This is a genomic window from Ruegeria sp. AO1 (assembly GCF_056535985.1).
In genome coordinates this window covers 3,443,709-3,467,500 of record NZ_JBQFJC010000001.1, presented here as the reverse complement: position 1 = coordinate 3,467,500, position 23,792 = coordinate 3,443,709, and the positions used below count along the sequence as shown (strand labels likewise).

The 23,792-nt window shown below is 59.3% G+C and carries 19 protein-coding genes (1 of these 19 only partly in view); 9 read left to right on the top strand and 10 right to left on the bottom strand.

The features are described from left to right. Positions 1 to 1,540, bottom strand: the 5' portion of a protein-coding gene (gene katG / locus ACR3FB_RS17270) for a catalase/peroxidase HPI (protein WP_480565948.1). Its footprint begins 662 nt before the window's first position; the window shows 1,540 of its 2,202 coding nt (coding positions 1-1,540); its start codon is at positions 1,538 to 1,540; its stop codon lies beyond the left edge, outside the window. A 358-nt stretch (positions 1,541 to 1,898) separates the two neighbouring features. Here katG and ACR3FB_RS17265 point away from each other — a divergent pair, with 358 nt between their 5' ends. Then, a complete protein-coding gene (locus ACR3FB_RS17265; RefSeq protein ID WP_480565950.1) occupies positions 1,899 to 3,515 on the top strand; it encodes a GMC family oxidoreductase in 1,617 nt (538 codons plus the stop codon). Here ACR3FB_RS17265 and ACR3FB_RS17260 read toward each other — a convergent pair. Next, positions 3,499 to 4,353, bottom strand: a complete 855-nt coding sequence (locus tag ACR3FB_RS17260; protein ID WP_480565952.1) for an SDR family oxidoreductase — start codon at positions 4,351 to 4,353, stop codon at positions 3,499 to 3,501. The two genes, ACR3FB_RS17265 and ACR3FB_RS17260, sit on opposite strands and share 17 nt — an antisense overlap. A gap of 88 nt (positions 4,354 to 4,441) precedes the next feature. On the opposite strand from ACR3FB_RS17260, the gene ACR3FB_RS17255 reads away from it, so the two are divergent. Beyond that, positions 4,442 to 5,074 (top strand): class I SAM-dependent DNA methyltransferase, encoded by a 633-nt coding sequence (locus tag ACR3FB_RS17255; RefSeq protein ID WP_480565954.1) that lies wholly within the window; start codon positions 4,442 to 4,444, stop codon positions 5,072 to 5,074. Positions 5,075 to 5,095: 21 nt separating this feature from the next. On the opposite strand, the gene ACR3FB_RS17250 is transcribed toward ACR3FB_RS17255, so the two are convergent. Together ACR3FB_RS17250 and ACR3FB_RS17245 are read right to left on the bottom strand one after the other, a co-directional pair. Next, entirely contained in the window at positions 5,096 to 6,085 is a 990-nt protein-coding gene (locus ACR3FB_RS17250) for a sterol desaturase family protein (RefSeq protein ID WP_480565956.1), read from the bottom strand. A gap of 23 nt (positions 6,086 to 6,108) precedes the next feature. Further along, entirely contained in the window at positions 6,109 to 6,864 is a 756-nt protein-coding gene (locus ACR3FB_RS17245; protein ID WP_480565958.1) for a class II aldolase and adducin N-terminal domain-containing protein, read from the bottom strand. A 114-nt stretch (positions 6,865 to 6,978) separates the two neighbouring features. Between ACR3FB_RS17245 and ACR3FB_RS17240 the strand changes: the two genes are divergently transcribed. The 5 genes from ACR3FB_RS17240 to ACR3FB_RS17220 all read left to right on the top strand — a co-directional run bounded on the left by ACR3FB_RS17240 (position 6,979) and on the right by ACR3FB_RS17220 (position 12,666). Beyond that, entirely contained in the window at positions 6,979 to 7,839 is an 861-nt protein-coding gene (locus ACR3FB_RS17240) for a LysR family transcriptional regulator (RefSeq protein WP_480565960.1), read from the top strand. A 154-nt stretch (positions 7,840 to 7,993) separates the two neighbouring features. Then, positions 7,994 to 9,796 carry an adenine deaminase gene (gene ade / locus ACR3FB_RS17235; protein WP_480565962.1) on the top strand — a complete coding sequence of 601 codons (1,803 nt, stop codon included), beginning with the start codon at positions 7,994 to 7,996 and terminating at the stop codon, positions 9,794 to 9,796. Then, on the top strand, positions 9,793 to 11,253 hold the full coding sequence (locus ACR3FB_RS17230; protein ID WP_480565964.1) for an AMP nucleosidase: 1,461 nt from the start codon (positions 9,793 to 9,795) through the stop codon (positions 11,251 to 11,253). The genes ade and ACR3FB_RS17230 overlap by 4 nt, the downstream gene beginning before the upstream one ends. A 130-nt stretch (positions 11,254 to 11,383) precedes the next feature. Further along, positions 11,384 to 11,671: an HU family DNA-binding protein gene (locus ACR3FB_RS17225; RefSeq protein ID WP_050605937.1), complete on the top strand. Its 288-nt coding sequence runs from the start codon at positions 11,384 to 11,386 to the stop codon at positions 11,669 to 11,671. 107 nt (positions 11,672 to 11,778) lie between these two features. Next, entirely contained in the window at positions 11,779 to 12,666 is an 888-nt protein-coding gene (locus tag ACR3FB_RS17220) for a DMT family transporter (RefSeq protein WP_170643383.1), read from the top strand. Here the strand turns inward: ACR3FB_RS17220 and ACR3FB_RS17215 are convergent. Then, the gene (locus ACR3FB_RS17215) at positions 12,642 to 13,163 is read right to left on the bottom strand and encodes a glutathione peroxidase (RefSeq protein ID WP_480565966.1); all 522 of its coding nucleotides are present in this window, start codon (positions 13,161 to 13,163) and stop codon (positions 12,642 to 12,644) included. The two genes, ACR3FB_RS17220 and ACR3FB_RS17215, sit on opposite strands and share 25 nt — an antisense overlap. A gap of 146 nt (positions 13,164 to 13,309) precedes the next feature. Between ACR3FB_RS17215 and msrB the strand changes: the two genes are divergently transcribed. Then, positions 13,310 to 13,759: a peptide-methionine (R)-S-oxide reductase MsrB gene (gene msrB / locus ACR3FB_RS17210; RefSeq protein ID WP_170380153.1), complete on the top strand. Its 450-nt coding sequence runs from the start codon at positions 13,310 to 13,312 to the stop codon at positions 13,757 to 13,759. Then, complete coding sequence (msrA, locus tag ACR3FB_RS17205; RefSeq protein ID WP_170470594.1) at positions 13,756 to 14,265, top strand: peptide-methionine (S)-S-oxide reductase MsrA; 510 nt, start codon at positions 13,756 to 13,758, stop codon at positions 14,263 to 14,265. The genes msrB and msrA overlap by 4 nt, the downstream gene beginning before the upstream one ends. Positions 14,266 to 14,295: 30 nt before the next feature. On the opposite strand, the gene ACR3FB_RS17200 is transcribed toward msrA, so the two are convergent. The 5 genes from ACR3FB_RS17200 to gltB all read right to left on the bottom strand — a co-directional run bounded on the left by ACR3FB_RS17200 (position 14,296) and on the right by gltB (position 23,736). Then, positions 14,296 to 16,299 (bottom strand): hydantoinase/oxoprolinase family protein, encoded by a 2,004-nt coding sequence (locus tag ACR3FB_RS17200; RefSeq protein ID WP_480566298.1) that lies wholly within the window; start codon positions 16,297 to 16,299, stop codon positions 14,296 to 14,298. 160 nt (positions 16,300 to 16,459) lie between these two features. Continuing rightward, positions 16,460 to 17,512 carry a tRNA epoxyqueuosine(34) reductase QueG gene (gene queG / locus ACR3FB_RS17195; RefSeq protein ID WP_480565968.1) on the bottom strand — a complete coding sequence of 351 codons (1,053 nt, stop codon included), beginning with the start codon at positions 17,510 to 17,512 and terminating at the stop codon, positions 16,460 to 16,462. Between the two features lie 75 nt (positions 17,513 to 17,587). Further along, positions 17,588 to 18,253 carry an FtsZ-binding protein FzlA gene (gene fzlA / locus ACR3FB_RS17190; protein WP_170380156.1) on the bottom strand — a complete coding sequence of 222 codons (666 nt, stop codon included), beginning with the start codon at positions 18,251 to 18,253 and terminating at the stop codon, positions 17,588 to 17,590. 58 nt (positions 18,254 to 18,311) lie between these two features. Further along, entirely contained in the window at positions 18,312 to 19,052 is a 741-nt protein-coding gene (mtgA, locus tag ACR3FB_RS17185; RefSeq protein ID WP_480565970.1) for a monofunctional biosynthetic peptidoglycan transglycosylase, read from the bottom strand. A gap of 151 nt (positions 19,053 to 19,203) precedes the next feature. Next, complete coding sequence (gene gltB / locus ACR3FB_RS17180) at positions 19,204 to 23,736, bottom strand: glutamate synthase large subunit (protein ID WP_480565971.1); 4,533 nt, start codon at positions 23,734 to 23,736, stop codon at positions 19,204 to 19,206. Between the last annotated feature and the right edge of the window lie 56 nt (positions 23,737 to 23,792).

Sequence of the window (23,792 nt, the reverse complement as noted above, 5' to 3'; positions counted from 1 at the left end):
CGCCCAGTGCCTTGGACAGCTTCATAGGTTCGTTGACGTCCCAGTCTTTCTGTGGCGCAAGACGGATACGGGCACCATTGGCGCCACCACGCTTGTCCGACCCACGGAAGGTCGAAGCCGAGGCCCATGCGGTCGAGACCAGCTCGGACACAGACAGACCGGTGGCCGCGATCTTGGCTTTCAGGTCGGCAACATCAGCATCGTCAATCAGATCGTGATCCACTGCAGGCACGTTGTCCTGCCAGATCAACTCCTCAGCGGGGGCTTCTTCGCCGATATAGGCCGAACGCGGACCCATGTCGCGGTGAGTCAGCTTGAACCATGCGCGGGCGAAAGCATCGGCGAACTCTTCCGGGTTCTCGTGGAACCGCTTCGAGATCGGGCCGTAGATCGGATCCATACGCATCGCCATGTCGGCGGTGGTCATCATGGTTTTGACCTTTTTCGACGGATCATGCGCCTGCGGGGCCATGTCTTCTTCTTTGACATTCACAGGCTCCCAGATCCACGCGCCCGAGGGGCTTTTCGTCAGGTTCCAGTCATAGCCGAACAGCAGGTCGAAATAGCCATTGTCCCACTGGATCGGGTTCGCGGTCCATGCGCCCTCGATCCCCGAGGTGGTGGTGTCGTCACCCTTGCCCGAGCCGAATTTGTTGATCCAACCAAAGCCCATCTCTTCAATCGGAGCGGCCTCGGGGTCCGGACCAACCAGATCGGGATCACCCGCACCATGCGCCTTACCAAAGGTGTGGCCACCTGCGACCAGGGCGACTGTTTCCTCGTCATTCATCGCCATACGACCGAAGGTGTCACGGATATCACGACCCGAGGCCAGCGCGTCGGGCTGTCCGTCCGGACCTTCTGGGTTCACGTAGATCAGACCCATCTGCACGGCGGCCAGTGGGTTTTCCAGATCACGCTCGCCCGAGTAACGGCTATGCGGGTTGTCCGTTGGGGCCAGCCATTCGGTTTCCGACCCCCAATAGATGTCCTCCTCTGGGGCCCAGATGTCTTCGCGACCACCCGCGAAACCGAAGGTCTTTCCGCCCATCGACTCGATGGCGCAGTTGCCCGCCAGAATCATCAGGTCGGCCCAGGAAATCTGGTTGCCGTATTTCTGCTTGATCGGCCACAACAGGCGACGCGCTTTGTCAAGGTTGCCGTTATCCGGCCAGCTGTTCAACGGAGCAAAACGCTGGTTGCCGGTCGAGGCGCCGCCACGACCGTCTGCCGTCCGGTAGGTCCCGGCACTGTGCCACGCCATGCGGATGAAGAAGCCACCATAGTGACCGTAATCCGCTGGCCACCAGTCCTGCGAATCCGTCATCAGCGCATAGAGGTCTTCTTTCAGCGCCTTGTAGTCCAGCTTCTGGAACTCTTCCGCATAGTCGAAATCAGCGCCCATCGGATTCGATGCCGGTGCATGTTGATGCAGGATCGAAAGCTTCAGCTGGTTGGGCCACCAGTCGCGGTTCGACCGCGTGCCAGCGCCATGCATCACAGGGCAACCGCCTGCTTTGGGGTTATCACTTCCGTCCATATCGATCTCCAATCCTGGCTCAGGTCTTGCGGCTCAGCGCGGTATTAACTGTAACGAACAAGATTACAGAAAGATGTAGCCCTGATGGATTTCAAGGGTCGCCCGCCGAAATTGGCACAGCCCCCATTCATCAGGGCGACTCTGCACCCCTGTGTCGGGGTAAATCTAGCAAACCAAAGACATAGAGATAAGTTTTGTTTTCTCATAATAACAATAACCAAAACCTATGATACGCGGATCCTCCGACCCGTAACCTTGGGTCACAACCCCCTCAGGCAGATTGTCTTCTTTCCTGTTCGCTTTCAGTCTGGCCCGAACAAGCGGCCAAAGACCCCGAGCAGGACATAAGGACAGCAGGATGGAATTTGACTATGTGATCGTCGGCGGAGGCTCGGCAGGATCGGTTCTGGCCGGTCGCCTGAGCGAGGACCCGAACATCAGCGTGTGCCTGCTTGAGGCCGGTGGTCCCGGAAAACATATCGCCATCCGTATGCCCGCCGCCGTAGTGTCGACGCTTCCCGGACGCCCCAAGATCAGCAATTGGGCGTTCGAGACAGTCCCGCAACCGGGCCTGAACGGGCGGATAGGATATCAGCCGCGGGGCAAAGCCTTGGGAGGCTCCAGCGCGATCAATGCCATGCTCTATATACGCGGGCAGCGACAGGACTATGACGGTTGGGCCGATCTGGGCTGCGACGGTTGGGATTGGGACAGCGTTCTGCCTTACTTCAAACGCTCGGAAAACAACGAGCAGGGTGCAGATAACCTACATGGCGATAGTGGCCCCCTGCAGGTGTCAGATCAGAAAGAGCCGCGCTCGATCACCAATGCCTTCATTGATGCCGCCAGCCAGATGCAGCACCGCCGCGTCGAGGATTTCAATCGCGGCGATAACGAGGGCGTCGGCCTCTATCAGGTGACGCAATTCCACGACACGACCCGAAACGGGGAGAGATGTTCAGCCGCAGCGGCCTATGTGCATCCGGTCATGGATCGTCCGAACCTGACCGTCATCACCCATGCCCATGCCAAAGAGCTGACCTTCGACGGCAAACGCGCAACCGGAGTGATCTACAAGAAGAGAGCAAAAGGCGCGGATATATCGGTCTCAGCCAGACGAGAGGTGTTGATTTGTGCGGGCGCGCTGCAATCACCACAGCTGTTACAGCTGTCAGGTATCGGCGACGGGGAAGAGTTGCACCGACACGGAATCGCAGTCCGGCATGACCTGCCCGGCGTTGGTAAGAATCTGCAAGATCATCTGGATTTCATTCTGGCCTACAAAACCAAGGACACAGACAATTTCGGCATCGGCATAACGGCGGGCATGCGCCTGATGGGGCACCTGTTGCGCTGGCGCAAAACCGGGTCGTCGATGGCCTCGACCCCCTTTGCCGAAGGGGCCGCGTTCCTGAAGACCTCTCCTGAACTGGATCGTCCCGACATTCAGCTCCATTTCGCCATTGCGCTGGTCGATGATCACGCCCGAAAATTGCACTATGGCCATGGCTACAGTTGCCACATATGTAAACTAAGGCCCGAAAGCCGCGGCACCGTTGGCCTTCACAGCGCAGACCCCTTCGCCGCGCCCGCCATTGATCCCAACTTTCTGTCCGACGAACGCGATCTGCAAACCATGATCAAAGGTGCTCGGATGATGCGCGATATCATGCAGGCCCCCGCCCTTGCCCCTTACCGGCACAAAGAGATGTTCGGGACTGAAACCGCCGAAACCGACGCGGATTGGGAACGCCATATCCGCGCCCGCGCCGATACGATCTATCACCCCGTCGGCACCTGCAAGATGGGGCTGGATGAGATGGCTGTGGTCGACCCAGAGCTAAAGGTTCACGGGATCGAAGGGTTGCGCGTCGTGGATGCTTCGATCATGCCAACGCTGATCTCGGGCAACACCAATGCGCCGACGATCATGATCGCCGAAAAAGCAGCTGACATGATCAAGGTTGCTCAGTGACCTTCATCAGGGCCTCAAGCCCGACGCGGTAATTGGGGTAGAGCAGTTTAACCCCAAGCTCATCCTTGATCCGGTTGTTTCGAACCCGCTTATTCTCGCTGTAGAAACTGCGCGCCATCGGCGTCATTTCGGCCTCTTCAAACGGAACGGCGGGCGGTAGCGGCAGGCCCTGCAGTTCGGCTGCGTAGCCGATCACATCTTGCGGCGGTACCGGCTCATCATCGCAAACGTTATAAACAGCGCCGGGATTCGGGGCCGCCATCGAAGCCGCCAGAACCTGTGCGATATCCTCCACATGGATGCGCGAGAACACCTGACCCGGTTTGATAATCCGCCGGGTCCCACCGCCCTTGAGCTTGGAAAACGGCCCGCGACCGGGGCCGTAGATGCCCGCCAGTCGGAAGATATGGATCGGCAGTTTGGGAATGGCCGACCATTGCTCCTCGGCCAGCAAACGCCAGCGCCCGCGCTTGGCTGTTGGCGCAGGTGGCGTGGTCTCATCCACCCAGTTGCCCTGATGATCGCCATAGATCGCCGTGGTCGACAGATATCCAACCCATTTGAACTGCTCCGCGCGCGCGGCGATCTCGGCGCCCAGCGCCGCCAGAACCGGATCGCCATCCTGCTTCGGTGCGGTCGAGATCAGCAGATGCGAGACCCCGTCCAGATCCGGCACTTCTCCGGGCCAGATCAACGGCTCGGCACCCGAGGCGCGAATGGCGTCAGTCCCCTCGGCATCCCGCGTGGTGCCGACAACGCGCCAGCCCTCGGGCGTCAGGCGGCGCGACAAGGCCTGGGCGGAGTATCCGTGGCCAAAGGAAAACAGTGTGTTCGTCATGCCCTCTAGATGATCCGAGCAGACCGGGGATGCAAGCGCCACGTCGACACACTTGATTCGAATCTCGCGATGCGCCTTTCTTTTAGGCATGAGTGAGAAAACCCCAGACCTGCACGCAGCCTATGCGCTGACTTCGCCGGACGACAACAAGCGCCTCTATGCCGAGTGGGCGGGCGACTATGATGACGGTTTTGCCGCGCGCGAGGACTATCAGCTGCATATCCATACAGCCCGCGCCTTTGTGCGGGCCGGGGGGCAAGGTCCGGTGCTGGATGTCGGTGCAGGCACCGGTCTTTGTGGCGCGGTTTTGGCAGATCTGGGCGTAGGTCCGATCGACGCCACGGATATCAGCGCCGAAATGCTGGATCAGGCCATGCGCAAGGACACATATCGCGACGCGATCGAGGCCGACCTGACCCAAGGTATCCCTGTACCGAGCCACAGCTATTCGGGTATCGTGTCCTCTGGCACGTTCACCCATGGCCATCTGGGCCCAGAGGTCCTGCCCGCCTTGCTGCGCGTCGCGCGCCCCGGTGCGCAATTTGCCGTTTCAATCAACGCCAAACACTATGAGAAACTGGGCTTTGCCGACGCCTTCAGGCAACTTGAGCAGGGCCAGATCATCAACCTGTCCCTGCCCGAGGTCCGCATCTACGGAGATCTTGCCGCCGGTCCGAACAAGGACGACACGGCCTACGTCGCCCTGTTCGAGAGGACCTGATCAGGTCTTTGACCAAAAACGTTAGGTGTACATCTGTTTCTTGAACGCCCGCGTGCGCGTCGTCGCCTCGGCCGAACCGTCGTGATAGGTGCCGAACCACTTGTCGAACGGGATTTCCGAGGTGCCGTAGTTGCACTCGAAATAGCGGTGGTGCAGCTGATGGAAGAAATCGCCAGCGCGGGCAGCATCGGTCTCTTTCGCCCGCAGCTTTTCGAAACCGGAATGGGAAAGGACCGGGCTGATCTGCTGGAAATAGGTATGGAACAGAAGGTGCAGCGGGTGCGATGGGATGATCAGGTGGATGAAATAGGTCGTGAAGTAGAGGATGTTCTCATACCAATGGTTTGAGATACCCGACCAGGGTCCGATATTGACGTTGCGATGATGCACCGCGTGGACGTGTTTGTAGAGCTTCGGGTGATGCTCCAATCGATGCACCCAATAGAAATGCAGGCCGGACCACATGGGGATCAGCAACATCCACAGGACAAACCAAACCGGCGCGCTGGACCATGTCACGGTCGGCACATAACCATTGGCCATCGCCCAAAAGATCACCCATTGATAGACGGTCGCCACTGTCATGGCGCTGCCCAAGGTCCACCAAATGTTGTCGAGGACCTGATTGCGGAAGGTGAAGTTGCCGTTGTCCCGGGTCAGATCACGGCGATCGAACTTTTTGTACATGCCCTGCCCTTTGCGCATGTAAAGCCACCAATGCAGACCGCCCGCGACCAGAACCTGAGGCACCATGTTCAGCAGCCAAATCCGGAACATCCACCCCGCCGAAAAGCTCTTCATCGCGTCCAATCCGGGAAAGAACAGGACATAGGCGATCACGGCCAGTGTCATGCACAGGGTCAGCGAGGTGATCTGCAACCACGCCCCGCCATACCATTTCACGACCGCCGCCGGGCGGGGCGGCCAAGTGAACAGCGGGTTCAAACCCACCGGTCCTTCGGGGTGATAGTTCCAACGGGCGGCTTCAGGATCCTGAGCAGTGTCGGTCATAGCAGTCACTTTTGTCTGATGGGTCAGGTTGCGTAGTCCGAGCCTTCGGCGTCGAGCAGGGCTTTGATCTCACGAAGATGCGCCTCGGCTTGATCGGGGTAGTCATCCAACTCTTGTGCGGTCTTCTCGGCAATCTCGTCCGATAGCACGCGCAACGGTTGGCCCGTTTGCAGCGCTCGGATGTAGGTTTCGGCGGCGCGCTCGAAATAATAGAGTCTATTAAAGGTATCTGCCGGGTCGCTGCCGATGATCAGAACACCATGGTTGCCCATGATCATGACCTTCTTCTTCGGGTCAGACAGCATTGAAGCGCAGCGTTCCCCCTCGCTTTCAAACGCCAGACCACCGAATTCCTCATCAATCACATAGCGGTTGTAGAAAGTGGCCGTGTTCTGGTCGATAGGGGGCATGTTGCTGTCCGCCAGCGATGCCAGCACAGTGGCAAAGATCGAATGTACATGCATAACGCACCGTGCATGCGGGCAGTGGCGATGGATCGACCCGTGAAGCCCCCAAGCGGTCGGGTCCGGTGCGCCGGGTTGGCTCATGACATCCGGATCATTGGCATGTAGTAGCAACAGGTCCGAGGCCCGGATACGCCCGAAATACATCTGATTGGGGTTCATCAGGAACTGCGTGCCGTCCTCGTTCACCGCAAGACTGAAATGGTTGGCAACGGCCTCGTGCAAGTTCAGACGCTCGGTCCAGCGGAACGTCGCGGCCATGTCCACACGCTCGGACCAATGGTCGATATTGGGGCGAAGATTGGCGACACTCATGGGAACGCTCCTTAGGGCAATTGGTTTGAACAAAGCCTGCCTTGGGTCCTTGAGTTTGACCAACGAAAAAAACGCATCTATCTCATTAGCAGAACTTATGGTGAGGTTATGAAGATGCAGAATTCGCTGCCTCCTCTGGGCTGGCTGCGCACCTTCGAGGCGGCGGCACGTCATCTGTCTTTCACTGGCGCCGCCCGCGATCTGAACATGACGCAAAGCGCTGTAAGCCAGCAGATCAAGTCGCTCGAGGGTCATCTGGGCCAACCCTTGTTCTTGCGACGCCCCAAGGCGCTGGAACTGACCGAGGCCGGAATCACGTATCTGCCCGTCGTGCGAGAGGCATTTCGCACGCTGGTGCGTGGCACACAGGCCGTAACCGGCGCTCAGCAAAACGCGGTTCAGGTTCAGTGCAACATCACCTTTGCCGTAAACTGGCTGGCCCCGCGCCTGCCGGCCTTTCGGGCTGAGCACCCGGATGTGCAACTAAACATCTTCACAGAGCTCTGGGAGCCGCAGGAAATGGCCGAAGGCGCTGCGGTCGAGATTCGCTTTTCCCTGAGGCCCGCCGATACGGTCCGAACCGAGCTGCTGCGGCGTGAACACTATTATCCTGTCTGCGCGCCCGGTTTCAGTGTGGACCTGGAGACGTTGCAGGAAAAGCCTCTGTATGATTGCTCCAACCTGCTTTCAAATTGGGCCAGTTGGGCGGATGATCAGGCTCTAACATGGGGAAAACCGAACATCACTTACGCCACGACCTATCTGGTTTGTTTGTCAGCGGCGATGGCCGGGGGCGGCTTGTGCCTTGCGCATGACACGATCGCAGACAGGTTAATCGAGCAGGGTTTGCTGGTGGCCCCTTTTAAGCATCGCGCAGAGATGCCCGAGGCCTATTACCTGCTGCTTTCCCCTCAAGCAGAGGAAACGCCCGGAGCAGTTGCCTTTGCTAATTGGATCCGGCGCGAGATTGGGTGAGAGGGCTTCTCCCGCCCATTGTCGCGGCCCCTTGCGGGGCAGCTTCTCTGGTTGGGTCGGGCAGCGCTGGCGCGCTGCGGGCGGGATTTATGATGATTTCATGATACGGGATTACCGGGGTTGCACCTGACAACACATTCGGGAAAGTTGAGCCATGGAATACACACCCTTCCCAAGCTGGCCCGATGTCGCCCCCCGTTTAATCGCCGTTGCCGCAGGTCGCGAACCCGCGGATTTGGTGATCCGCGGTGGTATCTGGGTCAATGTTCACAGCCGAGAGCTGCTGCCCGATCACTCCGTCGCCATTGCCGAGGGGCGGATCGCCTTTGTCGGGCCTGACGCCAGCCACTGCATCGGTCCCGACACGCAGATCATTGACGCCAACGGGCGCTACATTCTGCCCGGCCTGTGCGACGCGCACATGCACATCGAATCGGGCATGCTGACACCGGCCGAATTCGCTCGGGCCGTGATCCCGCATGGTACGACCTCGATGTTCACCGACCCGCATGAGATCGCAAATGTGCTGGGTCTCGAAGGCGTGCGCATGATGCATGACGAAGCGATGATGCAGCCGGTGAATATCTTCACTCAGATGCCCTCCTGCGCGCCATCGGCCCCGGGATTGGAGACGACCGGCTATGAAATCTCGCCCGAGGATGTGGCACAGGCGATGAGCTGGCCGGGTATCATCGGGCTGGGTGAGATGATGAATTTCCCCGGTGTGATCAACGGCGACCCGAAGATGTTGGCCGAGATTGCAGCCACTCAACGGGCCGGAAAAACGGTCGGCGGACACTATGCTTCGCCTGATTTAGGGTCTGATTTCTCGGCTTATGTAGCTGGCGGCCCGGCGGATGACCACGAAGGCACCTGTGAGGCTGACGCCATTGCACGGGTTCGGCAGGGGATGCGCTCGATGATGCGGCTGGGGTCTGCCTGGTACGATGTGGAGACCCAGATCACGGCTGTCACTGAGAAAGGTCTGGACCCGCGAAACTTCATTTTGTGTACCGACGATTGCCACTCTGGCACCTTGGTCAATGAGGGCCATATGAACCGGGTGGTGCGCCATGCCATCGCCTGTGGGTGTGAGCCTTTGGTCGCGTTACAAATGGCCACGATCAACACAGCAACGCATTTCGGGCTGGAGCGCGAGATAGGCTCGGTCACGCCGGGGCGGCGCGCGGATATCTTCCTCAGCTCGGATTTGACCGATTTGCCGATCGAGACGGTCATTGCGCGTGGGCAGGTGGTCGCTGAGAACGGTACCATCACTGTCGAATGCCCGCATCTGAACTGGCCGGAAAATGCGCGCAATACGGTGCATCTGGGACATGAGCTGACGGAAAGCGACTTTGAAATCCAAGCCCCCGCAGGCGCGAACCGGGTTCAAGCCAACGTCATCGGTGTTGTCGAAAACCAGGCCCCGACCAAGGCGCTGAAGGCCGAATTGCCGATCATCGGTGGGCTGGTCGAGGGGGAGGGCGAGGTCTGTCAGATCGCGCTGGTGGAACGCCATCGCGCCACCGGAGGGGTCACAAATGCGTTCGTCTCAGGCTTTGGCTATCACGGCAATATGGCCATGGCCTCGACCGTGGCCCATGACAGCCACCATATGATCGTCGTCGGCACCGACCGCACGCAAATGGCACTGGCCGCCAACCGTCTGGCCGAGGTCGGGGGTGGTATTACCCTGTTCCAGGATGGTCAGGAACTGGCGCTGGTGGAACTGCCCATCGCTGGTCTGATGTCCGACAGCCCTGCCGCCGAGGTCGCGGCAAAAGCCGAAAAGATGGTCGAGGCGATGGAGGCCTGCGGTTGTCAACTGAACAACGCCTATATGCAACACTCTCTGCTGGCCCTCGTTGTGATCCCCGAATTGCGGATCTCGGACCTTGGGTTGGTGGATGTCCGTACGTTTGAAAAGATAGACCTTCTGGAACCCCTGGCATGACAATAATAAAAACACCAGACACACCTGCTGCGGAAGACTTCACAGACCCCAAGGCCGCCGTCGCGCGGCTTGAACTTCTCTACAATCAAGCCACGGATTTCCTTTGCGAAGGCTTTTCGGCGGCGATGCAGGATGGGGCCCCTTCGGCCCGTATCAGAGCCTATTACCCGGAAATTCGCATCAAGACCTCAAGCTACGCGCAGGTCGATAGCCGCTTGAGTTTCGGGCATGTCTCGGAACCTGGCATCCATGCAACCACCGTGACGCGGCCTGACCTGTTCCGCTCGTACCTGACGCAGCAAATCGCGTTGCTGATCAAGAATCACGACCAACCGGTGACCATAGGTGCGTCAGACACGCCGATTCCGGTTCATTTTGCGGTCGCCAACAACCCGGATCTGGTAGTACCTCATCAAGGCGCCGCAGGATTTACCCTGCGCGATGTGTTCGACGTGCCCGATCTGACAACAACCAATGACGACATCGTCAATGGCGTACACGATCATACCGAGGTCGGGCCGCTTGCGTTGTTCACCGCCCAGCGCGTCGATTACTCTTTGGCGCGGCTGGCGCACTATACCGCGACGGATGCGGGGCATTTCCAGAACCATGTTCTGTTCACCAACTACCAGTTCTACGTGTCCGAGTTCGAAAACTACGCGCGTGAACAACTGGCCGATCCCGATAGCGGCTACACCAGCTTTGTTTCGACCGGGAATGTCGAGATAACCGACGCGAATGCGCCACTTGAACAGCCGATGAAGCTGCCGCAGATGCCGACCTATCACCTAAAACGGGCGGATGGGTCCGGCATCACCCTGGTCAATATCGGCGTCGGACCGTCGAACGCCAAGACCGCTACCGACCATATCGCGGTCCTGCGCCCGCACGCCTGGTTGATGGTCGGACACTGTGCCGGTCTGCGGAATACGCAAGCCTTGGGCGATTTCGTCCTGGCCCATGCCTATCTGCGCGAAGACAAGGTTTTGGACGATGACCTGCCGGTCTGGGTCCCGATCCCACCGCTCGCCGAGATTCAAGTGGCGCTGGAACGTGCCGTGGCCGAGGTCACCGAACTTGAAGGGTATGAGCTGAAGCGGATCATGCGGACGGGCACCGTTGCCTCGGTCGATAACCGCAATTGGGAGCTGCGTGATCAATCCGGCCCGGTGCAACGGCTCAGCCAATCCCGTGCGATTGCGCTGGATATGGAAAGTGCCACGATTGCTGCAAATGGCTACAGATTCAGGGTTCCCTACGGGACTTTGCTCTGCGTCTCCGACAAACCGTTGCATGGGGAATTGAAGCTTCCCGGCATGGCGTCGTCCTTCTATACCACTCAAGTCAGCCGCCACCTGGCGATCGGAATAAAGGCGATGGAGCATCTGCGCGGCATGCCGTTAGAACGCTTGCACAGCCGGAAATTGCGTTCATTTGACGAAACGGCCTTCCTCTGACGTAAAAAAGCAACGTTTTCCCCATATTTTTAGGGTTTTCCGCGCTACTATTCGTTGTGTTCGTCCACAATATCCCGTTACAGTTACGCGGTGAGGCCCTATAGATCGGGCACGTTAAGGAGACCAAGAAATGGCAAAGCCTATGACAAAGACTCAGCTGGTGGCTGCTCTCGCTGAGGAAATGGGAACCGACAAGAAATCCGCGAATGCGGCGCTGGAGGCTGTGACCGGCCTGATCACCCGCGAAGTTTCGGCCGGTGGTGCAGTAACCCTGCCCGGCGTCGGCAAAATCTACTGCCGCGAACGCCCCGAGCGTCAGGTTCGCAACCCGGCCACTGGTGAAACCTTCACCAAAGAAGCCGACAAGGTTGTGAAGATGACCATCGCAAAAGCTCTGAAAGACAGCGTGAACGGCTAAGCCGCGACGTCATGTTGACAGAATGTGGGGCTGCCGGAAGGTGGCCCCCTTTTTCTTGCCGGGCGACCCGTTTAAGAAAAGCACACCGCCCACCCAAGGAGATGGAAATGGATCTGCGCGCCATCGCAATGGGGCTGACCTTTGCCCTGATCTGGTCGTCGGCTTTTACGTCGGCGCGGATCATCGTTGCGGATGCATCGCCTCTGTTTTCGCTGGCATTGCGCTTTCTGATTTCCGGCATCATCGGCGTCGCGATCGCGCGGGCCATGGGCCAATCCTGGCACCTCACACGTGAGCAGTGGCGCGCGACCATACTGTTCGGAGTTTGCCAAAATGCCCTTTATTTGGGTCTGAATTTCTATGCGATGCAAACCGTCGAGGCCTCGGTCGCGGCGATCATCGCATCCACCATGCCGCTGCTTGTTGCACTGGCGGGCTGGGCATTCCTGGGTGAGCGTTTGCGCCCCTTGGGAATTGTCGGGCTACTGGCTGGATTTGTTGGCGTTGCCCTCATCATGGGCAACCGCATCGGCGCAGGTGTCGATCTGTTCGGAGTGGCCCTTTGTGGAATCGCAGCCCTCGCCCTGACCTTCGCGACCTTGTCCGTGCGCGGGGCCACGTCGGGCGGCAATTTCATGATGGTGGTCGGCTTGCAGATGTTCGTGGGTGCCGCGATTCTGTTTGTCGCCGCCCCGATTTTTGAAACGATCCGCATACATCTGACAGTACCGCTGGTTCTGGCGTTCAGCTACACAACGCTGTTCCCCGGCCTTCTGGCGACGTTGATCTGGTTCATGCTACTCAACCGGATCGGAGCGACTCGCGCGGCCACGTTCCACTTCCTCAACCCCGTGTTCGGCGTCGCCATTGCCGCCGTTCTGCTGGGTGAGAAGTTGGGGCCGCTGGATGCGCTGGGTGTTGTAATCACGACGCTGGGCATTCTGGCGGTGCAACTGTCGCGTCAGCCTGGTCAGGGTAGCAGCGCCTCGACCTGACGGGTTAGTTTCGGCGATGTCGGCTTGACGCTTGAACCAAAAGTAGCCACGATCTCACCTTCTGAATCCAACAGGATTTTGTTGAAGTTCCATTGCGGCACAAAACCGGTTTGCTCCGCAACGGCCTTGTAGAACACATGCGCCTTTGGGCCCTTGACCGGAGTGATATCGGCCATCGGCAGTGTCAGGCCGTAGTTCATCTCGCAGAAGGCTTTGACTTCGCTTGCTGTTTCCAATTCCTGATTGAAGGAATCCGACGGGATCGCAAGCACCACCAAGCCGCGTTCGCCATAGGTTTCATGCATCTTCTGCAAATCCGCGTATTGACCGGTGAAGCCGCATTGCGATGCGGTATTGACCACCAGAACCGGCTGACCGCGCCATGCCTCAAGGGACAAAACACCCCCGTCGATCGACGCAAACTCGGCTGTCAAAGGCGCCGCTTGCACAGCACGGCCGATCAACAAAAGAACGCTCAGCAGCAACACACGAAACATGGCAAAACCTCCCTAGTATTAAGGATACGGAAAAAACCCCCTTCCGGATCAACCGCACATGCGCGCGAGGGGTTTGAAATATGATTTTGATTTCCGAAATTTTATGCCCAAATACTACTCAACCATTCCAATTGATCGGAGGAGCCATGTCCCGCTACACCAAGGACCCCGCGGTCGTTGCCGCTCTGTCCCCCGAGGCGTTTCACGTCACCCAGCGCAGCGGCACCGAACGCCCCGGAACCGGCGCATATCTGGGCAATAAAGAGCCCGGCATCTACGTGGATATCGTGTCGGGCGAGCCGCTATTTGCCTCGACGCACAAATACGAATCCGGCTGCGGCTGGCCCAGTTTCACAAAGCCAATCATCCATGAACATGTGGAAGAGTTTCGCGACACCACCCATGGTATGATCCGCACCGAGGTCCGCTCAAAACACGGCGACAGCCATCTGGGCCACGTCTTCCCGGACGGCCCGCGCGAACATGGTGGGCTGCGCTATTGCATCAACTCCGCCGCCCTGCGGTTCATCCATCGCGACGAGATGGAAGACGAAGGTTACGGCGAATACCTGATCCATGTGGAGGACATCCAATGAGTATCGAACGCGCTGTTCTGGCCGGTGGCTGCTTTTGGGGCATGCAGGACCTGATCCGAAAACTGCCCGGCGTGTCCCGCACGCGTGTCGGATACACCGGCGGCGACGTGCCGAATGCCACCTATCGCAACCACGGCACCCATGCCGAAGGGATCGAGATTTTCTTTGACCCCACTCAGATCACCTATCGTGATCTGCTGGAGTTCTTCTTTCAGATTCACGACCCGACGACACCGAATCGTCAGGGCAATGATCTTGGCATGAGCTACCGTTCAGCGATCTACTATGTGGATGACGCGCAAAAGCAGGTGGCTCTGGACACAATCGCGGATGTGAACGCCAGTGGATTGTGGCCCGGCAAGGTCGTCACCGAACTTGAACCCGTGGGCGACTTCTGGGACGCCGAACCCGAGCATCAGGATTATCTGGAACGCATCCCCAACGGCTATACCTGCCACTTCCCGCGCCCCGATTGGGTCCTGCCCAAACGCGACGCGGCTGAATAACGCTTGGTCCCCTTCGGGTTTCGAAGGGGGTTAACCCGTGGCGACCCGGGGTCTCCCGCTGGCCTCGACGGTCAACATCGCCTCGACAAACACTTCACGCTCCTCCACGCGGGCGGTTCGGATATCGCGGTCGACAACCACTCGGATATCTTCAGCACCCGCCTCGCGCACGGCCCCTTCCGCCTCATCTCGCAGAGTCTTTTCCAGCAGCGCCAAAGCCTCATCCGAGACGTTGAAGTCCTTCGGGCCGTCTTCCAGATGAACGCGATATTGCCCTTCTGCCGGTGAGGTAATGGTCCCCGAGCGTCGCAGAGTCAGCCGCCCAACCACCGCCCCGATGGCGTTGGCGACACCAGCATGTTCCGGCAAAACCATTTTGCAACGCAGCCGCTCCCCAACCGCCGGATAGTAGCTGGGGGCCGAGGCACCCAGACCCACCACATCTACATTCAACGCCGCATCAAGCGCCAGCAAGCCTCGGTGCTGCGCCAATCCGCGTTGGGTCAGGACATGCCGGGTAAGCTCCTTCGGGGGCAGACCGAAATCCTCTGTCTCTTCGGCAAAAGCAGTCTCTAACAAGGTTAAACTGGTCTGCTCGGTCAGTTGGTCGATGATCATCTGCGCCAATTGTTCTGGTGTCGCCGCCAGCATGTCTCCCGACCCAACCCGTTTGCGCGCAACCAGATCCAGCGCCTTGCGTGCGGCATCTGCATCCCACGCCTTAACCCGGCCCAGAACATGGCTGGCATCAGACGGAGTGATCCCCGAAACCTGAACGATTCCGCGATCCACCAAACGGTTCAGCGCACCGTTCTCCATCCGCGTCCGTAACAAGCCGCTGAGGGGCAGGACCTGATCGCCCAGCCTGTCCAGCAACGCCTCTTCCCGCGCGCCGATCCCATCGGCACGCACCCCAGGAACGCGGCGCGCAAACCGTGTGTCATGCTCGCCCACCGTGGTTGAGCGCAGCTGCTCATCCAGCATCGCGTGTACCACTTCGGGCGCCTCAGACGCGATCAGTGAAACCGGCAGCACCCGTCGCGGCCCAAGGAAAACGCCGCCCTTCAAGCCTTCGGTCATGACATGTACCTGGCTGTCGCCGCCCAACCCGTGAGTCCGCATCGCGACGGCCTCAACCATTGTGCGGAACCCACCGACCTGTGCGCCTGCCGGATCAATCGCGGGTTTCCCATCGCGGATCAGCGCCACGTCCGTCGTCGTACCGCCAATATCCGAGACCAGAGCGTTCTCGGCCCCCGTCAGCCACCGCGCCCCGACGATCGAGGCCGCAGGACCACTCAGAATCGTTTCAATCGGCCGCTCCCGCGCCTGCTCCGCGCTCATCAACGCGCCATCCCCGCGCACGACCATCATCGGAGCGGTAATGTCCAAAGCCAGCAACTGATCCTGCGCGCGCCCGATCAGCCGATCAATCATCCCGATCAACCGCGCATTCAAAACGGCCGTGACGGCGCGCTTTGGCCCGTTCAACTTGGCGGACAATTGGTGCGAGCAGGTCACCGGCGCCCCGGTCTTCTCGGTTATGATCCGCGCCGCTTCCAGCTCATGCGCCGGGTTGCGTGTCGCGAACTGAGCCGCTACGGCAAAGCCAGAAACCCCTTTGTGAGAGTCTAAAAACGCCTCTAGGGCTTCAACATTCAGCTTTGTGACCTCACCGCCCGCATGGCTGTGTCCACCTGCAACAACAAGCGCCGGATCGCCTTTCAAAGCATCTCTCAGCCCATGCTTTTCAAGATCGCTTTCCTTGAACCCGATATAGATCAAGGCCACGCGACCGCCCTGCCCCTCGACCAGAGCATTGGTGGCCAGCGTCGTCGACAGAGACGCCATCGAGATCTGGTCCGGCGTCACCTGCGCCTCGTCCAAAACGGCCGAGATCGCCTTACCCACCCCAATCGCCAGGTCCGCCCGCGTGGTCAGGGACTTGGCCGAGGCGATCACCTCCCGCTCATCCCGGATCAACACCGCATCGGTATAGGTTCCGCCTGTATCTACCCCCAAAGCCAGCGCCATCGGGTCCTCCATCTGTTCGCTGCAGATGGGTGTAGCGGTTTGGACCGACACGTCCAGCCTGTTTGCGGCATTTCAAGCGTTTCGGGTTTTACCTGACTCAACCAGTGACACGAATGTCCCGAGAACGCTGAAAGCGTGACAGGGTATTCGTGTCACAGGTTTAACCCGAAGCGCTACAACCCAGCTGTTCCACCGCCCAGCGTGCGGCATCGGCCACAGTCGGATCGGGATCATCCGCCAAGCCCTGCGCCACAGCCCGCAATTCGGCCTGACCCGAGTTGCCAATGGCATAGAGAACATTGCGCACGAACCGGTCTCGCCCGATCCGCTTGATCGGAGAGCCCGAGAATTTCGCGCGAAACGCGGTATCATCCAAAACCGCCAGATCAGCCAGGGCCGGAGCCTTCAGATCATCTCGCGCCGCATATCGAATATCGCTGGCCGCTACGGCAAATTTGTTCCAAGGGCACGCAGCCAAACAATCATCGCAGCCGTAAATACGATTGCCCATCTTGCCGCGCAGTTCCTCGTCTACCGGACCTTTATGCTCGATCGTCAGGTACGAGATACACCGGCGCGCATCCAACTGATACGGGGCGGGAAAGGCATCTGTCGGACAACTGTCCAAACAGGCACGGCACGAACCGCAGTGATCAACTTCCGCCATATCCGCCGGAAGGTCCAAAGTCGTAAAAACAGACCCTATAAAGCACCAATTGCCCCAATCCCGACTGACCAGATTGGTATGTTTACCCTGCCATCCCAACCCGGCTGCATGGCCCAAGGCCTTTTCGGGAACCGGAGCCGTGTCAACAAACACCTTCACCTCACCACCCGCTTCAGCAATCAACCAACGGGCCAACCGCTTTAGCCGCTTCTTGACCAGATCGTGGTAGTCCTTGTTCTGCGCATAGACAGAAATCGCCCCGCGTTCGGGATGGGCCAAAACCTCGGTCGGATCATGCTCGGGCGTGTAGCTTTCAGCCAGCATGATCACCGAACGCGCCTCGGGCCAAAGGGCCGCCGGATCCCCACGCCAATGCGTGCGTTCCGCCATCCAACCCATCTGCCCGTGATACCCGGCCTGCAAAAAGGCCTCCAACCGCGCGGGCACCTGTGGCACATCCCATGGCCGACACACCCGGCACGAGACAAACCCCTCGGCCAAAGCCTGCGCCACCAGTTTTTCCTTTAAACCCGATCCGCTCTTCATCTGGCCAAAAATATCCTCGGGGGGAATCGCGCCTCTGGCGCGATGGGGGGCAGACAGCCCCCCTTTGCCACCCTATCAGAAATCCAGATCGGCGTAATGGGGCGGAGGTCGAAACCCCGGCACCTGATCAGCCAGAATCGACCGGAACGCCGGCCGCGATTTGATCTTGGCGTACCAATCCTTCACCGCCGCGCTGCGATTCCAATCCACGTCCGAGATATAGTCCAGCGCCGATAAATGCGCCGCGGCCGCGAAATCCGCCAGCGTCATCTGATCTCCGGCCAACCAGCGACGATGATCCAGCAACCATGCCATGTAGTCCAAGTGATACTTGATCGCCCGCGCGCCTTCCTTGACGTTCTTACTGTCCGGATAGCCCTGCCCGGTCATCTTCTTGTTGACCCGCTCATACAGAAGTTTCGAGGTCACCTCGTGATGAAACTTGTCATCGAACCAGCCCACCAAGCGCCGCACCTCATACCGCGCTTCGGCGGTCTTGGGCATCAAGGGCGGTTCTGGGCGCGTGTCCTCGATATACTCACAAATCGCCGCGCTCTCGGACATGATCTGCCCGTCCAAGCGCAACACCGGCACTTTGCCAGCCGGGTTTCGGCGCAGAAAATCCGGATCTTGTTCCCAATAACGCTCTTCGACCAGCTCAACTTCGATCTTCTTCTCGGCCAGAGACAGCCGAACCTTGCGACAGTAGGGAGAGAGGGGAACGTGAAACAAACGCGCCATGGACTTCCAATCAAACCAATGAGTACCCCTCAGCTTTAGCCTTGGCAGGGCGTGGGATTCAATCCTCGAAACAATCCGCGCGACCATCTGCGCGGATGGTAGCCGCCCCTTGCAGGATGGCCGCCGCCCGCCTGCGGGTGAAAACCGACGGGTCCGTTACAGATCGCTTGCGGGGTGAGGGCAGGATCGCCGCAAGTCGTGCCGCCTGTGTCGGGGTCAGTTGCGCCGCGCTGACGCCAAAGTTCCGCTGCGCCGCGGCCTCAACCCCGAACAGTCCCGTCCCAGTTTCAGCGACATTCAGATAAACCTCAAGAATGCGCTGTTTGCTCCAGAAAATTTCAACCACTGGCGTGATCGTAGTTTCCATCGCCTTTCGCACCCAACTGCGCCCTTGCCACAGAAAGACATTCTTCACCACCTGCTGCGTGATGGTTGAGGCCCCCCGGGTCCCGCCTCCCTCCAAAGCGTCGCGAATAGCTTCGACGTCAAAACCCCAATGCAGGCAGAAATTTGCATCTTCAGCCGCCACGACCGAACGCGCCATGATCGGAGCGATATCCTCAATCGGAACCCACTCGCGCTCGACCTTTCCAAGACGTCGCCATTCAGACCAGATCGTATGCGTGATCGGAGGGTTCACGACCGAATACAGCAGCACCAAGGCCACCAGAAACGCCGCAACGCCCAGCGCGGAATAGATCATCCATCGCCGGATACGGGACCAGAGCGACCGTGTCTTTTGCCCCTTGCCTGCCTTACTTTTTCTGCCGCTTTTCTTGCGGGCTGCTTTCTTTGCCATGGTTTTGCTATACGCCGCCGCGCCGGTCATGGGAACGGCGGAATTCCTGATAGGCGGATTGGGCCGCGCGACTGTGTCCGCCGCGAAATACAAAAAGACCCGCGTTCCACCTCAGAAACGCGGGTCCTTCTTGTTTATCTCTGCACCCGGCTTATTCGGCCGGAACCGCAGCCACTTCGTTTGTCAGAGGATGGCTGAGCTTGTTCAGCATTTCTTTCGGGCAGACCTGCAGGAAGTTCGCCTTTTCCACATCCCAATGCTGCAGGATGTCCGAGGCCTTCCGGCTGAAGGTTTCCGCCGCGTGACGCTCGATCAGGGATTTCAACTGATCTTCCCAATGATCGACTGTCACCGGACAGGTCACCAGCGTTTCCATGTTCATCAACGCCTGCGCCTTGCCCTCCGGATCATACAGATAGGCCATACCGCCGGTCATACCCGCACCAAAATTGGCCCCGATATCACCCAGGATCACCGCGACACCGCCGGTCATGTATTCACACCCGTTCGATCCACAGCCCTCGATCACCACTTTGGCGCCCGAGTTCCGCACCGCGAACCGCTCACCCGCGCGACCAGCGGCAAACAGCTGCCCGTCGGTTGCGCCATACAGAACGGTGTTGCCAATGATCGTGTTGTCATCGGCCTTCAGCGGGCTGACCTGCGGCGGGCGGACGACGATCATGCCACCCGACAGACCTTTGCCGACATAGTCGTTGGCGTCACCCGACACTTCCAGCTTCAGACCCGGTGCCGCAAAGGCCCCCAGCGACTGACCGGCCGAGCCCTGCAGTTTCACATGCAGGTGGTCGTCCTGGAACGTGTTCCGCATACCGAAGTTCTGAACGATATGGCTGGAGACGCGAGTCCCCACAGTCCGGTGCGTGTTCTGGATCGCGTAAGACAGCTGCATCTTTTCACCGTCTTTCAGGAACCGCGCCGCATCGCGCACGATCTCGGCGTCCAGCGTATCCGGCACCGCATTGCGGTCCTTGCGGCGGTCATAGACGATGTCATGCGCACCATCGACAGTGATCAGCAGCGGGTTCAGATCCAGATCGTCCAGATGCGCCGAGCCGCGGCTGACCTGATCCAGCAGATCGGCCCGACCGATGATCTCATCAATCGAACGCGCGCCGAGGCTGGCCAGCAACTCACGCACTTCCTGTGCGTAGAAGGTGATCAGGTTGACGACCTTATCCGCATTGCCGGTGAACTTTGCGCGCAGGCTTTCGTCTTGCGTACAGACGCCGACCGGGCAGGTGTTCGACTGGCACTGACGCACCATGATACAGCCCATCGCGATAAGTGCTGCGGTGCCAATGCCATATTCCTCGGCACCCATCATCGCTGCCATGACGATGTCACGACCGGTCCGCAGGCCACCATCGGTCCGCAGGGTCACACGGTCGCGCAGGTTGTTCATCGCCAGAACCTGATGCGCCTCGGTCAGACCCATCTCCCACGGAAGACCGGCATATTTGATCGAGGTCGCAGGCGATGCACCCGTGCCGCCATTGTGGCCCGAAATCAGGATGATATCCGCTTTCGCCTTGGCCACACCGGCAGCAATCGTGCCCACGCCCGAAGACGCGACCAGTTTCACCGTCACTTTACAACGCGGGTTGATCTGTTTCAGGTCATAGATCAGCTGCGCTAGGTCCTCGATCGAGTAGATGTCGTGATGCGGCGGCGGCGAAATCAGCGTCACGCCTTTGGTCGAGTGCCGCAGACGCGCGATCAGGTCGGTGACCTTCATGCCGGGCAGCTGACCACCCTCACCTGGTTTCGCACCTTGGGCGACCTTGATCTCAAGCTCTTCACACTGGTTCAGGTACTCGGCAGTCACACCGAACCGGCCCGAGGCCACCTGCTTGATCTTGGCCGACGGGTTGTCACCATTCGGCTCCGGAACGAAGTGGGCCGGATCTTCACCACCTTCACCCGAGTCGGATTTCGCACCAATCCGGTTCATCGCCACGTTCAGCGTCTTATGCGCTTCGGGTGACAGCGCACCCAGCGACATGCCCGGCGTGACAAAGCGTTTGCGGATCGAGGTGATCGATTCGACCTCTTCAATCGGCACTGGTTTGCCAAGCGGTTTGAAGTCCATCAGATCACGCAGATGGATCGGCGGGTTCGATTGCATCTTGGCCGAATACTGCTTCCACAGCTCGTAGGACGCCTTGTTGCACGCCATCTGCATCATGTGCATCGAGGTCGCTTCCCAAGCATGGGTCTCGCCCGATTGCCGGGCTTTGTAGAACCCACCGATGGGCAGCACGTCCAAGCCGTTGTCCCATGCCTTGGCATGGATTTCTTCGACCTTGGCTTGAATACCCGTGACACCGATGCCGGAAATCCGGCTGGTCATACCGGGGAAGTATTCGGCAACCATGGCGCGGCTAAGACCCACCGCCTCAAAGTTCAGACCGCCGCGATAGGATGAGATCACCGAGATGCCCATCTTGGCCATGATTTTCAGCAGACCCTGATCGATGGCCTCGCGATAGCGCGCGACGTTTTCCGTCAGCGTGCCTTCCAGCAGACCACGGTCAATCCGATCCGCCAGCGAGTCCTCGGCCAGATAGGCGTTCACCACTGTCGCACCGCAGCCGATCAGAACCGCAAAGTAGTGCGGATCAACACATTCGGCCGAACGCACGTTCAGCGAGCAGAAGGTCCGAAGCCCTTGCCGTGTCAGATGCGAATGCACCGCGCTGGTCGCCAGGATCATCGGCATGGCCACACGGCCCTCGCCCGAGTTCATGTCGGACAGCACCAGATGCCCAGCGCCCGAGCGCACAGCCTCCTCTGCTTCGGCTCTAACACGGGCCAAAGCAGCGCTCAGCGCGCCACGACCGGGCTCAAAGCTGCAGTCGATTTCCGCCAGCGGAGAGCCGAAGGTCTCAACCAGTTTGTCCCACTGCGCGTTGCCAACAAAGGGGCTACCCAGCACCACGATTTCAGTTTGGCTGCTGTCTTCGTCCAGCACGTTTTTCAGATTACCGAACCGGGTTTTCAGCGACATCACGCGGTATTCCCGCAAGCTGTCGATAGGCGGGTTTGTCACTTGGCTGAAGTTCTGACGGAAGAAATGGCTCAGCGGGCGGTACTGCTTGGACAGCACGGCCGAGGGCGTGTCATCCCCCATCGAAGCCAGCGACTCTTTACCGTCCTCGGCCATCGGCGCGAGGATCTGCTCCAGCTCTTCGATCGAATACCCGGCCGCGATCTGGCGCTTGCGCAGCTCTTCTCCGCGGAACATGGCGGTCTCGGTCACGCCGGCCAGTGCGTCATCCAGATCGTTGATCTTGTTGACCCACTCACCAAACGGCAGGGCGCGGGCCAGTTTGTCCTTGATCTGTTTGTCGCGGTAAAGCTTGCCGCGCTTCATGTCGACGGCCAGCATCTGACCCGGACCCAGAGCGCCTTTTTCGGTCACCGAGGCCTCATCAATCGGCACCATTCCAGCCTCGGAACCCGCGATGACCAGGCCATCGCCCGTCACCACATAGCGCATCGGGCGCAGACCATTTCGGTCGAGGCCGGCACAGACCCAGCGGCCATCGGTCATGGCCAAGGCGGCGGGGCCATCCCACGGCTCCATCACTGAGTTGCAGTAGGAATACATGTCGCGCCATGCCTGCGGCAGCTCAACCGCCTGCTTGGACCAGCTTTCCGGCACCAGCATGGTTTTCGCCATTGGCGCCGAGCGGCCCGCGCGCACCAGAACCTCAAAAACCGAGTCTAATGCGGCCGAATCCGACGATCCACCTGCGATGATCGGCTTGATATCTTCGGCATAGTCACCAAAGGTCGAGGACGCCATGCGGATCTCATGGCTCTTCATCCAGTTGATGTTGCCCTTCAGCGTGTTGATCTCACCGTTATGCGCCAACATCCGGAACGGCTGGGCCAGCCACCATTGCGGGAAGGTGTTGGTCGAATAGCGCTGGTGATAGATCGCAAAGGCCGACTCAAAGCGTTCGTCCATCAAGTCGGGGTAGAAAACCGCAACCTGCTCGGCCAGCATCATGCCCTTGTAGATGATCGAGCGGCAGGAGAGCGACGCCAGATACAGGCCAGAAATCCCAGCAGCCGCAGCCGCTTTTTCGATGCGGCGACGGATGACATACAGCTCACGCTCGAACGTTTCTTCGTCCACGCCTTTGCTGTTCGAGATCAGGATCTGCTCAATCTCAGGACGGGTCGCGTTGGCCTTGTCGCCCAGACAGGTGACATCAACCGGCACGTGACGCCAGCCATAGATGTAGTAACCCATCCGCAGAACTTCGGTTTCTACGATGGTCCGACAGCTTTCCTGCGCGCCGAAATCGGTGCGGGGCAGGAAGACCTGACCAACGGCGATCAGCTCATCCAGATTGGGTTCATGGCCGGTGCGACGGATCTGGTCGTAGAAGAACGGGACCGGGATCTGAACATGGATACCCGCGCCGTCACCTGTCTTGCCATCCGCATCGACAGCGCCCCGGTGCCAGATCGCCTTGAGCGCATCGATCCCCGCATCCACAACCTTGCGCGAAGGCTTACCGTCGACGGATACGACAAGGCCCACACCGCATGAGGAATGCTCTTCCTCTTCGGAATAGAGGCCGTTTTCCGCCATCCACTGGCGTTTGGCTTCCTCGGCTCGGACCCAATCGGCATCAAATTTGGTCATTGGCTGTTTCCTTCTTTCGAGAGGGCGCTGTCGCGTCTTCCCCTCATAATCCTTGG